The 18,654-nt window shown below is 42.8% G+C and carries 14 protein-coding genes; 8 read left to right on the top strand and 6 right to left on the bottom strand.

Annotated elements, in window-relative coordinates; translation table 11 throughout:
- The first annotated feature begins 1 nt into the window (after window position 1).
- The 7 genes from mdtD to lysS all read left to right on the top strand — a co-directional run bounded on the left by mdtD (window position 2) and on the right by lysS (window position 9,394).
- Window positions 2–1,411: a multidrug transporter subunit MdtD gene (mdtD, locus tag CXF80_RS10760; RefSeq protein WP_101032868.1), complete on the top strand. Its 1,410-nt coding sequence runs from the start codon at window positions 2–4 to the stop codon at window positions 1,409–1,411.
- A gap of 400 nt (window positions 1,412–1,811) precedes the next feature.
- On the top strand, window positions 1,812–2,192 hold the full coding sequence (locus CXF80_RS10755; protein WP_101032867.1) for an STAS/SEC14 domain-containing protein: 381 nt from the start codon (window positions 1,812–1,814) through the stop codon (window positions 2,190–2,192).
- A gap of 528 nt (window positions 2,193–2,720) precedes the next feature.
- Window positions 2,721–3,212 (top strand): MarR family winged helix-turn-helix transcriptional regulator, encoded by a 492-nt coding sequence (locus CXF80_RS10750; RefSeq protein WP_101032866.1) that lies wholly within the window; start codon window positions 2,721–2,723, stop codon window positions 3,210–3,212.
- 328 nt (window positions 3,213–3,540) lie between these two features.
- Window positions 3,541–4,692 (top strand): chromate efflux transporter, encoded by a 1,152-nt coding sequence (gene chrA, locus CXF80_RS10745; RefSeq protein WP_101032865.1) that lies wholly within the window; start codon window positions 3,541–3,543, stop codon window positions 4,690–4,692.
- Window positions 4,693–4,824: 132 nt separating this feature from the next.
- Complete coding sequence (locus CXF80_RS10740; protein WP_101032864.1) at window positions 4,825–6,489, top strand: methyl-accepting chemotaxis protein; 1,665 nt, start codon at window positions 4,825–4,827, stop codon at window positions 6,487–6,489.
- 248 nt (window positions 6,490–6,737) lie between these two features.
- Window positions 6,738–7,836 (top strand): peptide chain release factor 2 gene (gene prfB / locus CXF80_RS10735; RefSeq protein ID WP_164839407.1). Its coding sequence is split into 2 segments (ribosomal slippage): window positions 6,738–6,812 and window positions 6,814–7,836, totalling 1,098 coding nucleotides; the frame shifts between segments, so codons are not numbered across the junction.
- Window positions 7,837–7,891: 55 nt separating this feature from the next.
- Window positions 7,892–9,394, top strand: a complete 1,503-nt coding sequence (lysS, locus tag CXF80_RS10730) for a lysine--tRNA ligase (protein WP_101032862.1) — start codon at window positions 7,892–7,894, stop codon at window positions 9,392–9,394.
- A 110-nt stretch (window positions 9,395–9,504) separates the two neighbouring features.
- On the opposite strand, the gene CXF80_RS10725 is transcribed toward lysS, so the two are convergent.
- From CXF80_RS10725 to CXF80_RS10705, 5 genes are all read right to left on the bottom strand, one after another.
- Window positions 9,505–9,933 carry a PaaI family thioesterase gene (locus tag CXF80_RS10725; protein ID WP_101032861.1) on the bottom strand — a complete coding sequence of 143 codons (429 nt, stop codon included), beginning with the start codon at window positions 9,931–9,933 and terminating at the stop codon, window positions 9,505–9,507.
- A gap of 59 nt (window positions 9,934–9,992) precedes the next feature.
- The gene (locus tag CXF80_RS10720) at window positions 9,993–11,702 is read right to left on the bottom strand and encodes an FAD-dependent oxidoreductase (protein ID WP_101032860.1); all 1,710 of its coding nucleotides are present in this window, start codon (window positions 11,700–11,702) and stop codon (window positions 9,993–9,995) included.
- A 40-nt stretch (window positions 11,703–11,742) separates the two neighbouring features.
- Window positions 11,743–12,186, bottom strand: coding sequence for a transcriptional repressor (locus tag CXF80_RS10715; protein WP_101032859.1), 444 nt, complete (start codon window positions 12,184–12,186; stop codon window positions 11,743–11,745).
- A 45-nt stretch (window positions 12,187–12,231) separates the two neighbouring features.
- Complete coding sequence (locus tag CXF80_RS10710) at window positions 12,232–12,513, bottom strand: DUF134 domain-containing protein (RefSeq protein WP_101032858.1); 282 nt, start codon at window positions 12,511–12,513, stop codon at window positions 12,232–12,234.
- Between the two features lie 222 nt (window positions 12,514–12,735).
- Window positions 12,736–13,743, bottom strand: coding sequence for a WD40 repeat domain-containing protein (locus CXF80_RS10705; protein WP_232772084.1), 1,008 nt, complete (start codon window positions 13,741–13,743; stop codon window positions 12,736–12,738).
- Between the two features lie 215 nt (window positions 13,744–13,958).
- On the opposite strand from CXF80_RS10705, the gene pyrC reads away from it, so the two are divergent.
- On the top strand, window positions 13,959–14,996 hold the full coding sequence (gene pyrC, locus CXF80_RS10700) for a dihydroorotase (RefSeq protein WP_101032857.1): 1,038 nt from the start codon (window positions 13,959–13,961) through the stop codon (window positions 14,994–14,996).
- 113 nt (window positions 14,997–15,109) lie between these two features.
- Here pyrC and CXF80_RS10695 read toward each other — a convergent pair whose 3' ends face one another.
- Window positions 15,110–18,544, bottom strand: a complete 3,435-nt coding sequence (locus CXF80_RS10695) for an EAL domain-containing protein (RefSeq protein ID WP_101032856.1) — start codon at window positions 18,542–18,544, stop codon at window positions 15,110–15,112.
- Window positions 18,545–18,654: the final 110 nt, after the last annotated feature.

The raw sequence follows: 18,654 nt of genomic DNA, 5'->3' as shown, positions 1-18,654 counted from the left end.
AATGCCTGATAGCCAACTTCTCGATGCAGAGACTGCCCGTGGGTTACCTTGGGTCGTCGCGATTGCCTTTTTCATGCAGTCGCTTGATGGGACGATCCTCAATACAGCACTCCCGGCGATGGCCAGCGATTTAAACGAAGATCCACTGCGTATGCAAGGTGTGATTATCGCTTATATGCTCACCGTTGCCTTGTTGATCCCGGCTTCTGGCTGGATTGCTGATCGCTTTGGCACCAAAAAAATCTTCTTTGGTGCCATCTTATTGTTCAGTGTTGGATCATTGCTTTGTGCATTGTCCTATTCATTAGACATGCTCATTGGCGCTCGGGTTATTCAGGGGTTGGGTGGCGCGTTAATGTTGCCTGTGGGGCGACTGGTGGTGCTTCGGATATATCCGCGTTCGGAATTAGTACGGATCATGGGCTTTATCACCATTCCCGGTCTACTCGGTCCGTTGATTGGCCCAACGATGGGCGGTTGGATGGTGCAATACCTGACATGGCATTGGATCTTTTTGATCAATCTGCCCGTTGGCGTGGTGGGTTGTTATGCCGTGTGGCGGTTCATCCCCGATCTCCGTGGCAAGGAAAAGTTGCGTTTCGATAGTCTGGGTTTTTTACTGTTTGGTGCGGCGATGTTGTTGATCACCATTGCCATGGAAGGGCTAGGCGAACTGCATATGCCACACCTACGGGTGATGTTATTGTTATTTGGTGGTATGGCGTGTTTGATAGCATATTGGTTGCGGGCAGGGCGTATTGAGCATCCGCTGTTTGCGCCATCATTATTTCGGACGAGGACGTTTGCTATTGGCCTATTTGGTAATCTGTTTGCTCGCTTGGGCAGTGGCGCGTTGCCGTTTCTGGTGCCATTGCTGTTGCAAGTGGCGCTGGGTTATTCGCCATCTCAGGCTGGGATGAGTATGTTGCCATTAGCGGCTGCGGCGATACTGGCCAAGTATGTGGCACGACCGATTATCGAACGTTTAGGCTATCGCTTCGTACTGACTACTAATACGTTGGCGCTGGGGCTTATGCTAATGAGCATGAGCTTGGTAAGCGAACAGACTCCATACTGGTTATTGTTGGGAATGCTGGCTATTCTGGGCGCAATCAACTCGTTGCAGTTCACGGCGATGAATGTTGTAACCCTAATAGACCTCGATGATGCCAGTGCCAGCAGTGGCAACAGTTTGTTGTCGGTGGTAGGGCAATTATCATTAAGTCTGGGGGTTGCCTGTGCAGGGGCTTTACTTGGCGGCTTTAGCACTGATGTCGACAGTGATGGAGTGGGCACTGTGCTTAGAGCTTTCCAACTGACGTTCGTTACGGTTGGCATTATGACGATGTTAGCCGCAACGATCTTTTCGCAATTGTCTAAAGAAGATGGACGTCGAGTAAAGCATCCGTAGAGTAAATCACGTCTTAGGCGCACCCGTCGGAAGAATACCCTAACGCTATTGTTGTTTTATCGATGAGTCGCCTGATGACCATTGATCCTGTTGTTCATCACCGTCGTGGCATACTGCCACTGATAATGGTGTTCATGCCACTGATGCATATTAACAGAATGTTAACCTCTCATTTGTTTGCGTGTCTTGGCTATTCTCATATTACGCCGCTCTAGAGAGATCGTTTGCTGTGATCGTTAAATGGTTAATATTACCCATTACACCATAAGTACTCTAACGTTTATTTTGTGCACTCCGGAATACATTTCCTCGTATCTGTGGCTAAAATATAAGCATGCACAAACATTATATGGGCGCGCGTGCATTTAATTGTGTAATAGCATAGTAAAGGAGTCTCGATATGGATATGAAGAAACATGGTTTATCGATTGGCATAAACCGAATTGAAAATGTGTTTTTTGTGACATTAAAAGCAACGGGCACATTAACCCACCAAGATTACCTCGTCATTACCCCAATGTTAGAGGGGGCATTAAGCCAAGTTGATCAACCTCAAGTGAGTTTATTTCTCGATGCGACTGAGCTCGACGGTTGGGATTTGCATGCTGCTTGGGATGATTTAAAGCTGGGGTTAAACCATAAATCAGAGTTTGAAAGAGTGGCGATTTGGGGTAATAAAGGCTGGCAAGAATGGGCGGCCAAAGTAGGTAGTTGGTTTATTGCAGGTGAGATTAAATATTTCGAAGACCAAGATGACGCCTTAAAATGGCTTCGATATTAACACTGATGCCCAAAATAAGCGGATGTGGATTGATCAATATGTCGTTCGCGGTATGAAGCGTTGATTTTACCTTAGTGATTTTATAGAGACTATTCGCTAGGGTTTTGATGCTGTGATAATCCGTTTATGCCGTGGTATTTACATTATGGCCACTGTTAGCTTATTGCTGCGGCGCAGGTCGTTGCGCAGGTCGTTGCGCAGGTCGTTGCGCAGATAGTTGCGCAGATAGTTGCGCTGCAGCGATAAGTTATAATGCCATTTGTCCTTCAATTTTTTGCTGATAGTTAGCCATAACGGCAACTTTTAAGCTGTTGCCTGAATCAATCGTGGTGGGCATTGAAGAAGGAGAATTAACGCTAAGTGACATGGTTAACCTTAATGTAAAACTGAATGTTAGTCTTCTGTCGACCAAGGATCGCCGCGCTTGATGCATTTTTATCAAAAAGTGGCTTACTGAATTTTTAATTATAGGTTGTGCACAACCAATGTTATCATTGACTCATATTATTGGTTAGCGGAGTAAAGCCTATGCCTAGTAAAGCGTCTACTGGATCTCAATTCCCTACAGCACAAAATCCGCTAGCACTTGAAAATCAGGTGTGTTTCTCATTATACAGCGCGACCAATGCTTTGATCCGCGCATATCGACCCTTATTAGATGAGTTGTCGCTGACGTATCCACAGTATTTGGTGATGATGGTGCTTTGGAAAGAGCCGGGGATAAGTGTCAAAACCTTAGGTGAGAAATTACATCTTGATTCTGGAACGTTAACCCCGTTATTAAAACGCTTAGAAAGTAAAACGTTAGTGACTCGAGGTCGCAGCGAGTTAGATGAACGCGTGCGTGTGTTACATGTGACTGAGCAAGGCCAGCAATTATACCAGCAAGCATTGAGTATTCCTGAGCAAATGCGCTGTAAAGTTGGTGGCAGTATTGAAGATTTACAACAATTGAAGCAACTGTGTGATCAGGCATTTTTTATGCTTAATTCTGGCGCGGGAAGCAGCTGTGAAAGATGATTATTTTGAGCGTGGTGATGGTCTGTCATGCCGCAATATTCAGCTCTCAATGGTTGAGCAAGTCAGTATAAAATAACAATAGTAACCGATTTGTTTGATATGTTTTCTCATGTCGATCATTTGAAGTATTGGTCATGTTAGAACCGCTGCATTACTCTTTTTGTAAAGTAAGCGGTACTTGAGTCGTCATTCAACACTCGTTTTGAGTTGATCACTTATTGATAAGGTTTAGTATAAGAGGCTACTAGAGAAGGGTGTTTTTTGTCGTCATAAAAATGTCACCTCAATGTCATAGTATTGTTTACCAACACAAAAAGGTACCAGGACGATGTGGCAAATATTCAGTCGCTTTTTAGCATTAGGTTTGATCAGCTTTGGAGGACCTGCGGCACACATAGGCTATTTTAGAAAAGCCTTTGTGGACGAACTGCAATGGCTAGACAATAAGCAATATTCTAGTTTTGTTGCCCTGAGTCAGTTTATGCCAGGGCCTGGTTCAAGTCAGGTCGGTTTTGCGATTGGTTATCACCGTGGCGGTTTACTGGGGGGATTAGCCGCCTTTTTGGGGTTTACCTTACCATCGTTTTTACTGTTGTTTTTATTTGCGGTTACCAGTGCGCAATGGTTGCAATTAACAACCGTTGCGGGGGCTATTCACGGCCTAAAGTTACTTGCTGTAGTGGTAGTAGCTGACGCAACCTTGTCAATGTTCACTCAATTTTGCCAACGAAAAACCGCAAAAATATTAATGGCAGCAACAGCTGTTGCTATTATATTAATGCCTTCATTATTGATCCAAATAGCCGTGTTAATTGTGGCGGCTATTGTTGGGGTCACGCTGATGACTCGGGGTGACAGTATTACACCGGACTCTCCTGCTATTGAGCTTGATTATCGTTGGTTAGCATTATTTATTATAGGAATAGCGGCATCTTTATATCTTATCAATCAACCCGATAGCCTTGGACAAATTTTTGCGCAGTTCTATCAAGTCGGCAGTTTAGTGTTCGGTGGTGGGCATGTCGTATTGCCCTTGCTTGAAACCAGCGTCGGTCAATACATTACCCCAGATCGTTTTTTGACCGGTTATGCGCTTGCACAAGCCATTCCTGGACCTATGTTTACCTTAGCCACTTTTTTAGGGGCTGACTTATGGTTAGAGTCGCCGATCCTTGGGGCTATAGTGGCGACGTTAGCTATTTTTCTCCCGGGTTTTTTACTGATGCTGGTGGGCTTAAAAAGTTGGCATTCAATAAGCCAACGTCCGGCCATAGCAGGCGCTATCGCGGGAGTGAATGCGGCTGTTGTCGGACTCTTACTTGCGGCACTTTATCAACCGGTATTTACCAGTGCGGTGATCATGCCGTTGGATATGGCTTTAGTGATTATTGGCTTTAGTCTGTTAAAAGTCTTCAAGCCCAGCTTAGTGTGGTTGGTGATAGGATTTGCTGCCATGGGCAGCGGATTATCAATGTTATAAAAAAGTTACTATATTGTGCTTTTTTGAGACCGGTCTCACTTTATTGGGAGGTATATAGTTAGTTAGTTTAAGTATCTATAAAAAATAGATTAGTATGCTAAATCGATTATTACCCTCAAAAGGCTTGCCACTATGCTGAGATCTTCACTACGCAATAAACTCCTGGGCTTATCATTAATTCCGCTTTCGTTGATCCTCACCGTATTACTGAGTATTTTTTATGTTAATGAAGAGTCATCTTTAACCAAAGATATTGATAACTTTCGCAGTGAATTAATTTCAGAGCGCCAAAACCAACTAAAAGAATCAGTCCAGATTGCTCAGGGCGTTGTTGAATATGAACTTGCTTTGGGTGACAAGGGAAATGTCAATGCAGCATTAAGAGATTTACGTTTTGGCACTGCAGGCTATTTCTATATATATGATGATGCTGGGGTCAATATTTTTCACCCGACTATGCCTGAACTTGAAGGCCAAAACAAAATAGATATGGCCGACCCTAGTGGCACCAAAATTATTGTTGGCTTATTAGAGGCCGCTCAAGCGGGTACTGGTAATTTTTCTTATTACTACCAAAAACCGGGTAGTAGCCAGCTTATTGAAAAACTCGGCTTTGCGGTAATGATCCCCAACACCCATTGGATGTTAGGCTCGGGTGCCTATATTGATGATATTGAAGAGTCCATTGCGGCTTATAAAACCTATAAAACGGAAGAGATGGGTCAAAAAGCACTGATGTTTTTACTCATTGCTATAGGTCTTACAGGCATAACGGCTTTTGCCGTGGTGGTGATGGCACATAAAATGGTGGTGCCAATCCAGAATATGGCTACCTCGTTAAATGATATTGCCAAAGGTGAAGGCGATTTAACCAAACGTTTAGATATCACCAGTGAAGATGAGATTGGACAGTTAGGCAGTGCATTCAATCTGTTTATCGACAAATTACAGCATATTATTAGTGATGTGGCTGGCGCAACGGACAGAGTTAAGCATGCTGCTCAAAGCATCAATGGCCAAACGGTGTCGATGACTGAGCAACTCAACCACCATAATAGTGAAGTTGATCAAATTGTTACTGCCATCACTGAAATGTCGGCTACGGCTAATGATGTGGCACATAATACCAATATGGTTGCAGAGGCAACACACGCAGCCTCTGATAACGTAGGTAAAGCACAAGATTGTGTTGATACCTCACTAACGGAAGTGTCCAATTTAATGACTCAAATTGACAATGCCGCTGGCAATGTGAAGTCATTAAGTGAACAATCGAAAAAAATTAACTCTGTACTCAGTGTCATAGGCGGAATTGCCGAACAAACCAATTTACTGGCTCTTAATGCGGCGATTGAAGCTGCCCGAGCTGGCGAACAAGGTCGAGGTTTTGCCGTTGTTGCCGATGAAGTGAGAAATTTAGCCAGTCGTACCCAAGCCAGTACGGTCGAGATTAATGAAATGCTGTCTGAACTGCATAAGTTAGTCACCAAAGCGGTACAAGCCATGGAAGAAAGCCAAACCAGTTGTTTAAGTTCGGTTGAGTCCTCGCGGGCGATTTCTGAAAGCTTAGGTTCAGTAACCTCATCGGTGACCAGTATTAATGACATGAGTACCCAAATAGCCACCGCCGCTACCGAGCAAAGCTCAGTGACTGAAGAAATTAATCGCAATATCAATTCAGTACAAGAGATTGTGAATACGTTACTAGCAGCCAGTGAAGAGGCATCTGATATGAGCAAAACCGTGGCGAATGAAGGTCAGACCTTAGCTCAGTTAGTGGGTCAATTTAAAGTATAATTTTTACCAAACCGATCGTTAAAAATGAACCCGAAGGGGTTCATTTTTTTTAATCATTTTTTAATGATAACAATAGGTCCATTTAATCTGTTTATTACAGGTTAATGATTTTTTTGGTGTTGTTTCTGCGCAATATATTCGTCATTTGTTTATTAATAATCGCTCTTCTGGTCTAGGTTTAGCGCCTCTCATGGGGTAAAATACGCCGTTGCACCTTTCGTTAACGGCTAAATTTAAGTTGAATATTCATGTTTGAAGTTAATCCGGTAAAATTCAAAATCAAAGAGCTCGCCGAACGCACTGAGCTACTTCGGGGGTATCTTTGACTACGCTGCCAAAAGTGAGCGGTTAGAAGAAGTCAGTCGAGAGCTTGAAAGCCCTGAAGTGTGGAATGAGCCTGAACGTGCTCAAGCATTAGGTAAAGAGCGTGCTGCGTTAGTCTTAGTGGTCAAAACCATTGATGATATGGACTCAGGTCTAGAAGACATCGAAGGGTTACTTGAACTGGCCATTGAAGAAGATGACGAAGGAACCTTTAATGATGCCGCTTCAGAACTTGAGTCGTTAGAGACTCGTTTGGCTGATCTCGAATTCCGCCGCATGTTTTCTGGTAAGAATGATGCATCAAATTGTTACTTGGATATTCAATCTGGTTCAGGCGGCACCGAAGCACAAGACTGGGCCAATATGGTTCTGCGCATGTATTTACGCTGGGGTGAGGCACATGGTTTTAGCCCAGAGTTAATTGAAGTGACTGACGGCGATGTAGCGGGTATTAAAGGTGCAACGATTAAGTTCACCGGAGAATATGCTTTTGGATGGATGCGAACAGAGACCGGTGTTCATCGTTTGGTGCGTAAATCACCATTTGATTCATCAGGTAAACGTCATACCTCTTTTTGTTCCGTTTTCGTTTACCCAGAAATTGATGACGAAATTGAAATCGAAATTAATCCGTCTGATTTACGTATTGACACTTATCGCGCATCTGGCGCAGGTGGTCAGCACGTCAACAAAACAGATTCAGCGGTACGTATTACGCATTTGCCAACCAATACTGTGGTGCAATGTCAAAACGATCGCTCGCAACATAAAAACCGTGACGCTGCCTATAAACTGTTAAAGGCGAAGTTATACGAGTTACAAATGCACCAGCAAAATGCCGATAAACAAGCTGCTGAAAATGCAAAATCAGACATCGGCTGGGGAAGTCAAATTCGTTCATACGTATTAGATGACGCCCGTATCAAAGATTTACGCACGGGGGTTGAGAACCGCAATACTCAATCTGTGCTGGATGGTGATTTAGATAAGTTTATTGAAGCCAGCCTAAAATCAGGACTTTAAGTAAATTAATTTTTCCGCCATCACAAAGTGTGGCGAGTAAACGCGAGAATATAATATGACTGAACACGTACAAGATGAAAACAAACTGATTGCTGAACGTCGCGCTAAATTAGACCACATCCGCACCAGTTGTCCTGCTAATGCTCATCCAAATACTTGGCAACGTAGCCATAAAGCGGCTGAGTTACAGGCGCAATATGGTGAGCAGACCAAAGAAGCGCTAGAAGTGTTAGGGTTTCAAACCAGTATTGCCGGCCGTGTTATGGCAAAACGAGGTCCATTTTTAGTCATTCAAGACGTGTCTGGTCGTATTCAAGCTTACGCTGGTAAGCCAGTGCAAGGTGATTTAAAAGAGCGTTATCAAGGTTTAGACATCGGTGACATCATTGGTGTTAAAGGTCAGCTGCATTTATCGGGCCGGGGCGACTTGTACGTTAATATGGAAGAATATCAGTTACTGACTAAAGCATTACGTCCGTTACCTGAAAAGTTCCACGGGTTAACCGACCAAGAAACGCGCTATCGTCAGCGTTACGTTGATTTAATCGTTAATGAAGAGTCTCGCAATACCTTTATTATGCGTTCTAAAGTGGTTTCCGCTATTCGTCACTTTATGGTCAAAAAAGAGTTCATGGAAGTTGAAACTCCTATGATGCACGTTATTCCTGGTGGTGCTACAGCACGTCCATTTGTCACTCATCACAACGCGTTAGACATGGCCATGTACTTACGTATTGCGCCAGAACTGTATTTAAAGCGGTTAGTGGTTGGTGGTTTTGAGCGTGTGTTCGAAATTAACCGTAACTTCCGTAACGAAGGTTTATCGCCACGTCATAACCCAGAATTCACCATGATGGAATTCTATATGGCGTACGCGGATTATAAAGACCTAATGGATTTAACTGAAGAAATGCTCAGTTCAATTGCCATTGATTTACTCGGTAGTGCCCAAATGCCATACGGCGAGGACACAGTCGATTTTGGTGGTCCTTATGCCCGTTTAAGCATGTTAGAAGCCATTCAGAAATACAATCCTGATAACGCCACTATTCAAGCGATGACCTACGAGCAAGTTAAAGACGTAGACTTTATGCGCGACTTAGCCAAGAGCCTAGGCATCAAGCTAGAAAAATTCTGGACTTGTGGCCAGTTGCTGGAAGAAATTTTTGGTGAAACGGCTGAAACTAAACTGATGCAACCTACTTTCATTACTGGCTATCCAGCGGATATTTCGCCTTTAGCACGTCGTAATGATAACAATGATTTCATCACCGACCGTTTTGAGTTCTTTATCGGTGGCCGTGAAGTGGCTAACGGCTTCTCTGAGCTCAATGATGCTGAAGATCAAGACAGCCGCTTTAAAGCGCAAGTTGATGCCAAAGATGCCGGCGATGACGAAGCCATGTTCTACGATGCAGACTACATCACTGCACTCGAGCACGGTTTACCGCCAACCGCGGGTCAAGGTATTGGTATCGACCGTTTGGTGATGCTATTCACTAACACTCATACTATCCGTGACGTGATTTTATTCCCAGCGATGCGCCCACAAGCTTAATCGCTAGTCAGCTAAGCCAATAAAACGAAACCAGCCATCAGGCTGGTTTTTTTTGGGCTAGATTTAAATGAAAATATAGACTCGTCCTTGTTGCTGAGATGGGTTCTAAACTAGCCTATGACTCCGTTCCTATGTTGAATAAACTTCGCCTTAGCCGTCACGCAAGCTTTATTTTCTACATAGAGTACGGCTTCTAGTTGGTACATTCCTAAGCGTTTGCTCACCAGATGACCGACAATTTTGATGGCATCGCCAACTTTTATTGGGGCAACAAAGCGTACTGTCATTTCGGCAGTTAAGGCTTTAATGCCTTGCATAAGCAAACAATGAGTCATGGCGGCATCGACTAAGGTGCTTGCTACGCCGCCATGTAAGAAGCTAGTGTAGCCTTGAAGCTGCTGACTTGCTTTATGATAACCAACAACCTGATTGTCACCGTCTGCAAAAAACTTACATTGTAATGACAATGGATTTTGTTTAGCGTCGCCACAGACAACACATTGACTGTGGCTTTGTTTACAATCTTGATAACTACTCACTCTAAGCCTTGTTTATTAATAGGGACAGATGGCTGTTAAGGTTTTTCTTAACTAATGTACTAAAAACGCGCATTGACCATTTGGTAAGTTTTATAGCCACCGCTGAGGTTGCGTGCTTTAAAACCATGCTGGACTAACATGCGACAGGCGACATGACCGCGCAACCCTACCTGACAGAGCAGCAATAATTCTTTGTCTTTGGGAAGTTCATTGAGTCGGTCTCGAAGTTGCGGCAGCGGAATATTAATCGCATTATCAATCGCACCCACAGCCGTTAGTTCGCCAGGATTACGCACATCGACAATAATTTGTGTCGCAGTCAAGGCCTGTAGATCTTGAGTGTGACAAGTCACTTCATCGCCTAATAACACATTCGCAGCGACCATACCTGCCTGATTGACCACGTCTCGCGCAGAGCCAAAAGGAGGCGCGTAAGTGAGCTCAAGGTCGGCTAAATCATATACCGTCATACCAGCGCGTTGCGCTACCGCTAATACGTCAATACGCTTATCGACACCATCAATCCCAGCGGCCTGAGCACCTAAAATACGGCCATTATCAGGACAAAACAACAGCTTTAAAGTAATAGGGTGAGCCCCAGGATAATAGCTGGCATGGCTTGCTGTGTGGACATAAATTTTTTCAAATGGGATAGCTTGCCTTAGCAAACTTTTCTCATTTAATCCCGTCGAGGCGATTGCCATATCAAACAACTTACAGATTGCGGTCCCTTGGGTAGCGCGATATAACCTATCACCACCCAACATGTTATCTGCGGCTAATCGTCCCTGACGATTAGCCGGTCCAGCAAGTGGAACAAGTGAAGGATTACCGCTGACGAAATCAGCGGTTTCAATGGCATCGCCGACAGCATAAATATCTGCATCGGAAGTACGCATCCCGGCATCTACACGAATACCACCGAGCGGGCCTAATACTAAGTCGCACTCTGATGCCAAGCTAGTTTCTGGTTTAACGCCGATGGCGAGGATGACTAAGTCTGTCGCTAAAGTGCTGTTATCACTCAAGGTTAATTGTAAATGGGAATGGGGCGGTACCGGTTTATCATAGTCATCGGTAATATCGGCTTCAGCAAGTTGAATTTGGCACTCATTGACGGCGGTTAAGCCTGTTTTTAAGCGTAAATCAACCTTATTATCAACTAGCTTTTGATGCAGTATATTGGCCATTTCAATATCCACAGGCCCCATAACTTGGTCGGCAAGTTCGAGTAAGCTCACCTCTAATCCTCGGTGGCGCAGCGCTTCTACCATTTCTAAACCAATAAACCCACCTCCTACCACAGTGGCATGTTTCGGCTTATGCAGCACAAGGTTCGCCAGTACTCTATCCATATCAGGAATATTACGTAGACTATGGACGAACTGGTTATTGATGCCGCTAATGGGTGGTTTTATTGGTGATGCCCCCGGGCTTAGTAGCAACTTGTCATATGACTCTTGATATATTTCATGGGTAATATGATTACGTATGTTTAGCCTTTTAGCTTGCCTATCAATAGCAATCACTTCATTAAACACCCGGACATCAACATTGAAACGTGATTTGAAGCTTTCGGGTGTTTGCAACAATAATGCATCTCTGGATTCAATTTCACCACTGATATGATAAGGCAAACCACAGTTGGCAAATGAAACAAACTCGCCCCTTTCTAACATGATAATTTCAGCCGTTTCTGATACACGTCTTGCTCTTGCTGCTGCTGATGCCCCACCGGCAACCCCACCGATAATTACTATTTTAGTCATTGTTTTCTCCGATAAAATTTAATATTAACCTAGCGGCTATCTAGTCGACTTTCTGTCTAGCAGACTGGCTATTAAGTGCTTGTTGGCAATCAAAGCAGTGACCATACATATTGAGGCTGTGGTGGTGAATAATCATACCGTGATGTTCTGCTGCTAAGCCTAAACGAAGCTCAATCAAGGGGTCGGTAAATTCAGTTAACTTGCCACAGGTTAAGCAAATTAAATGATCATGACGCGGTTTATTATTGAGTTCATAAACAGCATTTTCAGACTCAAATAGTCGTCGTACGACTATGCCTGCTTGCTCAAAATGCGCCATAATTCGATACACAGTATTGAGACCTATGGTCTCTCCCTGCGCATTTAAGCCTTGATAGATATTTTCTACTGTTAAATGCTGCTCATCGACTTGAGTTAGAAACTCAAGCAACTTACATCTTTGAGTGGTTATTTTGAGGCCAGAGTCTTTCAATACTGCTTGCATTAGACTTACCTAAACACGTCAATACGTGTTACCAGTGTTTAATTTTTAGTTGATATTTTTTGTCATCAAGGCTTTGCTATTGATTAAACTATCAACCACCTTATATCGAGCCCCTTTAACCAAGTTAGCTAACGTTTGGCGGGATATTCCCATTGACTTAGCGGCTTCTTGTTGCTGCATTCCGAGCAAATCAACTAAGCGCAAAGCCTCTATTTCATCTTCAGCAAGTGGCACCTGTTCTAACTGTGCCATCGGAATCCCATTGGGTTTAAAACAAATATTGGCTGCTTGGCCACATATGGTTCGGGGAATTTTTGGTCTTGCCATGTAACACCTCATTATTGGCATATGCTATATATACTGAATTTAGTTCGCACTTGCAAGATCTATTCTTTTTTTTACTTTGATATGTAAACTGATCTTTGACATGACCAATGACATTTAATGATATCTATTATGTCACCGTAGGTAACTCAGATAATGATAAAGGTTAAAATTAATGTGCATAGTCGTTAACGCTTGGGCTTATTATTCCAAGCTAAGGTTAACTCACAAGCTCCATGTTTCAAGTGCGCCGTCTGAGCTTAAGGTCAATAGCTTACCATTAGGTTTGATCACCATTGAAAATACCGTTGTGCCAGCGTTATAGGCAGTGATATCCCAATGAGAAAGCTCCTTTCCCGATGAGGCATCCCAATAGATAACACTTTGCTTTGAGGTTGCGGTAATTAAGTTGTTGCCATGGTTGGTAAATAAAGCCTGTCGAAAATAGCGATAACGTTCAAGGTAATCAAGATGGCTCACTGGCTGCGTAGTTTGGGTATCGATAATGACATTATTGTCGAGTGCATCAGCAATAAATAAGCGTCGATTAGTTTCATCAAAACTCACACTGGTGATCCGTTGAGGACGGGAAAAACTGCTGATAAGCTCACCGTTATAAGTGGCCCAAATGTGTACATCACCATCAAGCCCAGTCGATAATACCTGTTGTTCAAAATTAGAGAGCTCAATATGATTAACGGCTGCACTGTGTTGTTTAAACAATGACATCGTCATGCTGCTTCTTTGTATCACAGTAATTGAACCATCATTCATCCCCACTAAAATAGTGCTGCCTGTTTGGCTCAGAAAAAGGCTCGAAATACTGGCATCGGGATTAAACCCCTGCGCAGGCCAACGTATATCTAATTTGCCCGTTTCAAGATTGAAAATAGAAATTTTTTGTTTGCCTGCAGTGGCAAGGTATTGTTTGTTACCTGACAACGCCAGCAGATAATTAGTGTCATCAAAGTCATCGTCAGACCATTGGTGTAATAATTGGCTTGTTGCTACATTCCATATCGATAATGTGCGGCTTCTGCCTAATGTAACCGCCATACTGGCATCCGTTGACAGTATGCCATCAACGAGCGTTTCGTTAACGAGTCGCTGAATGTTATCGGGTCTTTTCATGACCACAGCTTGATTGCAGCCTGAGATAGCCATCATCGTCACCATGATTGCACTAATAAGGCACACATTGCGCGGTAAGCTAGATCTGGCGTTGGCTAACAATATAATTCCTTTATAAAAAATGATACTTTCAACATAATAGCATAGTGCCATACCGCTGGTTTTATTCACTGCTGATGCAACATCTCACTCTATTTAGCGATAAGCTAGGACTTTTTGATATAGCAAAGTCTGCGTTCAAATTATGCATCTATTAAGAAAAAGCGATTTCAGGCACAATAACACTAACAACCTGTTATTTAAGCCAAGGAACCCACATGACCCAAATTACCTTAACGACTCCCGATGATTGGCATCTTCATTTTCGTGATGGGGATATGCTAGGTGAGACGGTTCCTGCTACGGCTCGTTTGTTTCAACGCGCGATTGCGATGCCTAATTTAGTCCCGCCAGTAACGACAGCGGCGATGGCGGTTGCTTATCGGGATCGTATTTTAGCGGCACGCCCAATCGGAAGTGATTTTCAGCCGTTAATGACCCTATTTTTAACCAATAATACCTCAGCACAAGACATTATCGATGCTAAAGCGGCAGGTGTTGTCGCGGGGAAGTTATACCCAGCAGGAGCCACGACAAACTCAGATGCGGCGGTAAAAGCATTGGATGAGTTGTTTCCGATATTTGAGGTTATGGCCGAGCAGGGCATGTTGCTATTGGTTCACGGTGAAGTGACCGAAGCGCATATCGATATTTTTGATCGCGAAAAGCTCTTTATTGATCGTTACTTATCGCGCATTGTCGAATCAATTCCCAGCCTCAAAGTGGTGTTTGAACATATCACGACTAAAGAAGCCGCTGAGTTTGTTGCGGCCGCTTCAACCAATGTTGCCGCCACTATTACCCCACAGCATTTACTATTAAATCGCAATGACTTGTTAGTCGGTGGCGTACGTCCGCATAACTTTTGTTTACCGGTACTGAAACGTAATATTCACCAGCAAGCCTTACAAGCGGCTGTAGCGACTGGTTCAAGTAAGTTCTTTTTAGGCACCGACTCAGCCCCCCATGAGAAACACCGTAAAGAGTCCGCTTGTGGCTGTGCAGGCTGTTACAGTGCATGGAGTGCATTAGAATTATACGCTCAAGTGTTTGATAATTTAGGTGTTATAGATAAGCTAGAAGGATTTGCCAGCTTACACGGTGCCGATTTTTATGGTCTCCCTCGTAATACCGGAACCGTGACATTAGTGAAACAAGAATGGGTTGTGCCCGAAGAGATTATTTTACCTAACGGTAATCCTATCGTGCCATTTTTTGCCGGACAAAAAGTGAATTGGAAAGTGAAAACGACTTAGTTTAATCGCTAAGTCGCTAAGCGTGCTTATTTTCAATAGCGCGTGGTTAACCGAGAACTCTTATCGCGAAGCAGATTTATTGATGCCTGTCAGTTTGCTGATAGGCATTTTGATCAGCGTCTTAATAAGGGCTTCTTATTCGGTCTTTTATTTTTTGCCTGTGTCTTTAACAGCTCTTCAAATGCAGCTCGAGGTAATGGCTTACTAAATAAGTAACCTTGGCCGTAATCACATTTCAGTGCATTGAGCAGATGATACTGCTCTTCTGTTTCAACACCCTCTGCAACGACCGTTAAATTGAGCCCATGTCCCATTGCTATCGCCGCGCCGACCAGTTCCAGATCGCCCGGATCAACCGTTATATCGTGAATAAAGCTCTTATCTACTTTCAAGGTATTAAAAGGGTAACTGCGCAGATAACTGAGTGACGAATATCCGGTACCAAAATCGTCCATCGAGATACTGACACCAATATCGTTAATCCAGCTTAAGTTACTGTCTATAATAGGATCGCCACTGAGTAGTACCCCTTCGGTGATTTCAAGTTCTACAGAAGTAGCATTAATTTGGTGTATATCCAGCTGAATTTTAAGCATATCAACAAAGGTATTTTCTCGGAATTGTTTGGGAGAAACGTTAATGGCTATTTTAAAATGAGGATTAAATTCGAGCTGCCATTTTTTGGCTGCAGTAAATGCGTTCTCGATAACAAATTGGCCGATAGAGACAATCAATCCCGTTTGTTCTGCGATAGGAATAAATTCATCAGGAGTGACTTGGCCAAGTAAATCACTATTCCATCTAAGCAGCGCTTCAGCGCCGATGATTTTACGACTTCTAATGTCTACAAAGGGTTGAAAATAAACCTCGAGCTCTTTGCGCTTCAATGCACTTCGTAATTGCTCTTCAACCCTAAGGCGTCGATTCATATCGTGGTTCATTTGATGGGTATAGAAGTTATAGGTATTTCTGCCGCGGTCTTTTGAATAATACATGGCAGAATCTGCCTGTCTTAGTAATTCTTTAGGGTCTTCACTGTCTAGCGGGTAAAGTGCAATACCAATACTGATAGTTGACACTAACTCACGGCTTTCGAGTCTAAAAGGAATGTGAAATTTCTTGAGCAGTTTAGTGGCAATGATCTCAACGTCAGCGGGGTTATTGATGTTGCTCAGTATAATGATAAATTCATCACCTCCTAACCGACCCACTACATCATTGTCTCTAATGGAGTGTTTTAACCTTGCAGCCGCTTTAATTAACAGTTCATCACCAACAGAGTGGCCCAAGGTGTCATTAACCTTTTTAAAATCGTCTAAATCTAAAAACAGTACTGCCACACTGTTTTTTGCACGATAAGCGTCTTTGAGCATTTGCGACAATCTATCAAGGGAGAGCAGTCTATTTGGCAAGCCTGTTAAGCTATCGTAATGAGCTTGATGGAGGATTTTTTCTTCTTGCTGTTTGTAATACGTTACATCTTGTTTTAGTGCCAAATAGTGTTTGGTGATGCCCACATTGTCAAAAATGGGTGCGATATGAGCATGTTCCCAGAAAATCTCACCGTTTTTCTTTTTATTTTGCAGTTCACCCTGCCACGCATGTCCTTGAGAAATCGAATCCCATAATTCTTTATAAAGTGATTTAGGGGTTAACCCCGACTTTAACATGCTAGCTGGTTGGCCAATGACTTCACTTGCGGTGTAGCCAGAAATTTTTTCAAATGCACTATTAACATATTCAATTTTGCTGTCGATACTGGTTAATATCATTGAGATAGGGCTTTGTTCTATTGCTTGTGACAGCGTGAGGGCTCGTTCCTCAGCCTTTTTTTGAGCGCTTAAATCAATGTCGATGCAGTACATTTCCACTTCGTTGTCTGTGTTATTGATTAACGTATGGGATGAATAAACCGCGACACTACTACCATCTGCACGTCTAAGGAGTAACTCTCCAGCGGGAATGGGGATACCATCATTAATCCATGCATTGATGTTGTTAATTACGTGGTTCTTATAAGGTAATGGAATAATTAGATTTTCGAGTTGTTGACCTAATGCTTGCTCTTTTGAATAGCCATAAAGGCTTTCACTGGCTTGGTTCCAAAAAATAACCGAACGGTTTTTATCATAACCCTGGACCGAAATCGAGGGGATTTTTTCGAAGATTTGTCTGAATTTAGATTCACTGTTTAGCAGCTTTTGCTCTGCATTAATTCGCTCTGAAATATCTTTAACAAAGCAGAAAAACATACTGTCATCACCATCCCAAAAGCTGATATTCACGTCAACATGAAACAAGTGCCCCAGCTTATGTTTGTGCAGCGAAGTATAATTGATGGTTTTAGTTTGCTTTGCTGTAAGGATATTTTGGCTTGAAAACTGATGTTTTTCACTGGTTTCAATTTGATTAATAGGCTTATCGAGTAATTCATCTAGAGTATACCCCGTCATATTGGCGAAACTCTGATTTGATTCGATTATCCTGCCATCGACCGACACAATGACAAAACCATCTTGGGCAGTCGTTATAATGTTGCGATAAGTGATTTCACTGCGACGTAATTGTTTTTCGATATGCTTTTGAGCGGCCAGATCTCGGCCTACGCCAACAATGCCCTGAATTTTGCCGGATAAATGAGTAAAAGGTGTTTTTTGGGTTCTAAATATATGCTCAACTCCATCTGGTGTCGTGATCCATTCTTCATCCATCCACGACTGATTTTCTTGCAACACAAACTGATCCGCTTTGATAAATTTATCCGCCTGTTGGCAATCAAATAAGTCATAATCGTTATGATATTTTATTTGCTCTGATTTGAGTTGCAACAGATTAGAAAAAGCCTTGTTACAGCCCAAATAAATGCCATCGGTTGATTTATAAAAAATAATATCGGGAATACCATCAATAATGCTTTGTAACAGGTTTTTTTCGGCTTCGAGGAGCGATTTATTATGATGTGATTCTTGTGCTAATTGTTGCCTTTGTTGATGTTTTTTAAGCAGTAATCCAAGTAGCATAGTGCCACAAGTGTAAACGGTGAGTAATGTAGGACCAATGGTAAGCATGATGTCGTATTTATCTGCTATAGGCATTAATAACCAACTCGATAAAACGGCAAGCTCGACCACAATCCCCATAACCAATAGGTTTTGCCAATTGGGTTGTTTGTTTGAATGTTGCATCCAGTATCGCCAGCCTAAACCAATGGCAGAACTGATGAAAATAACCCATGTGCCAACGTATAAACCTGCTCCGCCCTGATAAATACGAAAGCAAGCCGCGAGGATAGTGGCAATTAATGTCGGAATAAAACCGAAAAATAAACCGCTCAAGCTTAATAATATCCAGCGAGCATCAAAAACAATCCCAGGCCTAAGCTCCCAAGGATTATTCATTACACTGATCGCAATCATCCCGATAAAAATGCCACTCAAGACATTTTTATATTTATCGGGCGTTAGCCTTTGTAAGGTAATGACGTCATAAATGACCACAAGAGCCAGTAACAATACGGCGTTGCTCATCAAACTGAAAAAACTATCCATTTTTTCTCCACATAATAAGGGCGTTGCCTTGCTTAACTGTAGCTCAAGTTGGCTAATAATAAAAAATTAGTCTATTTTTATCATTATGTTAATAATATTGTGGCCGAGTA

Source organism: Shewanella sp. Actino-trap-3 (genome assembly GCF_002836275.1).
GTDB lineage: Bacteria > Pseudomonadota > Gammaproteobacteria > Enterobacterales > Shewanellaceae > Shewanella > Shewanella psychromarinicola.
The sequence above is the reverse complement of the archived record's forward strand: the minus strand, read 5'-3'. Positions and strand labels throughout refer to the sequence as shown.

Bases quoted from the DNA above. Each gene is read 5' to 3' on its own strand.
- mdtD (WP_101032868.1), top strand. From the start codon at position 2: ATGCCTGATAGCCAACTTCTCGATGCAGAGACTGCCCGTGGGTTACCT.
- CXF80_RS10755 (WP_101032867.1), top strand. From the start codon at position 1,812: ATGGATATGAAGAAACATGGTTTATCGATTGGCATAAACCGAATTGAA.
- CXF80_RS10750 (WP_101032866.1), top strand. From the start codon at position 2,721: ATGCCTAGTAAAGCGTCTACTGGATCTCAATTCCCTACAGCACAAAAT.
- chrA (WP_101032865.1), top strand. From the start codon at position 3,541: ATGTGGCAAATATTCAGTCGCTTTTTAGCATTAGGTTTGATCAGCTTT.
- CXF80_RS10740 (WP_101032864.1), top strand. From the start codon at position 4,825: ATGCTGAGATCTTCACTACGCAATAAACTCCTGGGCTTATCATTAATT.
- lysS (WP_101032862.1), top strand. From the start codon at position 7,892: ATGACTGAACACGTACAAGATGAAAACAAACTGATTGCTGAACGTCGC.
- CXF80_RS10720 (WP_101032860.1), bottom strand. From the start codon at position 11,702: ATGACTAAAATAGTAATTATCGGTGGGGTTGCCGGTGGGGCATCAGCA.
- CXF80_RS10715 (WP_101032859.1), bottom strand. From the start codon at position 12,186: ATGCAAGCAGTATTGAAAGACTCTGGCCTCAAAATAACCACTCAAAGA.
- CXF80_RS10710 (WP_101032858.1), bottom strand. From the start codon at position 12,513: ATGGCAAGACCAAAAATTCCCCGAACCATATGTGGCCAAGCAGCCAAT.
- pyrC (WP_101032857.1), top strand. From the start codon at position 13,959: ATGACCCAAATTACCTTAACGACTCCCGATGATTGGCATCTTCATTTT.
- CXF80_RS10695 (WP_101032856.1), bottom strand. From the start codon at position 18,544: ATGGATAGTTTTTTCAGTTTGATGAGCAACGCCGTATTGTTACTGGCT.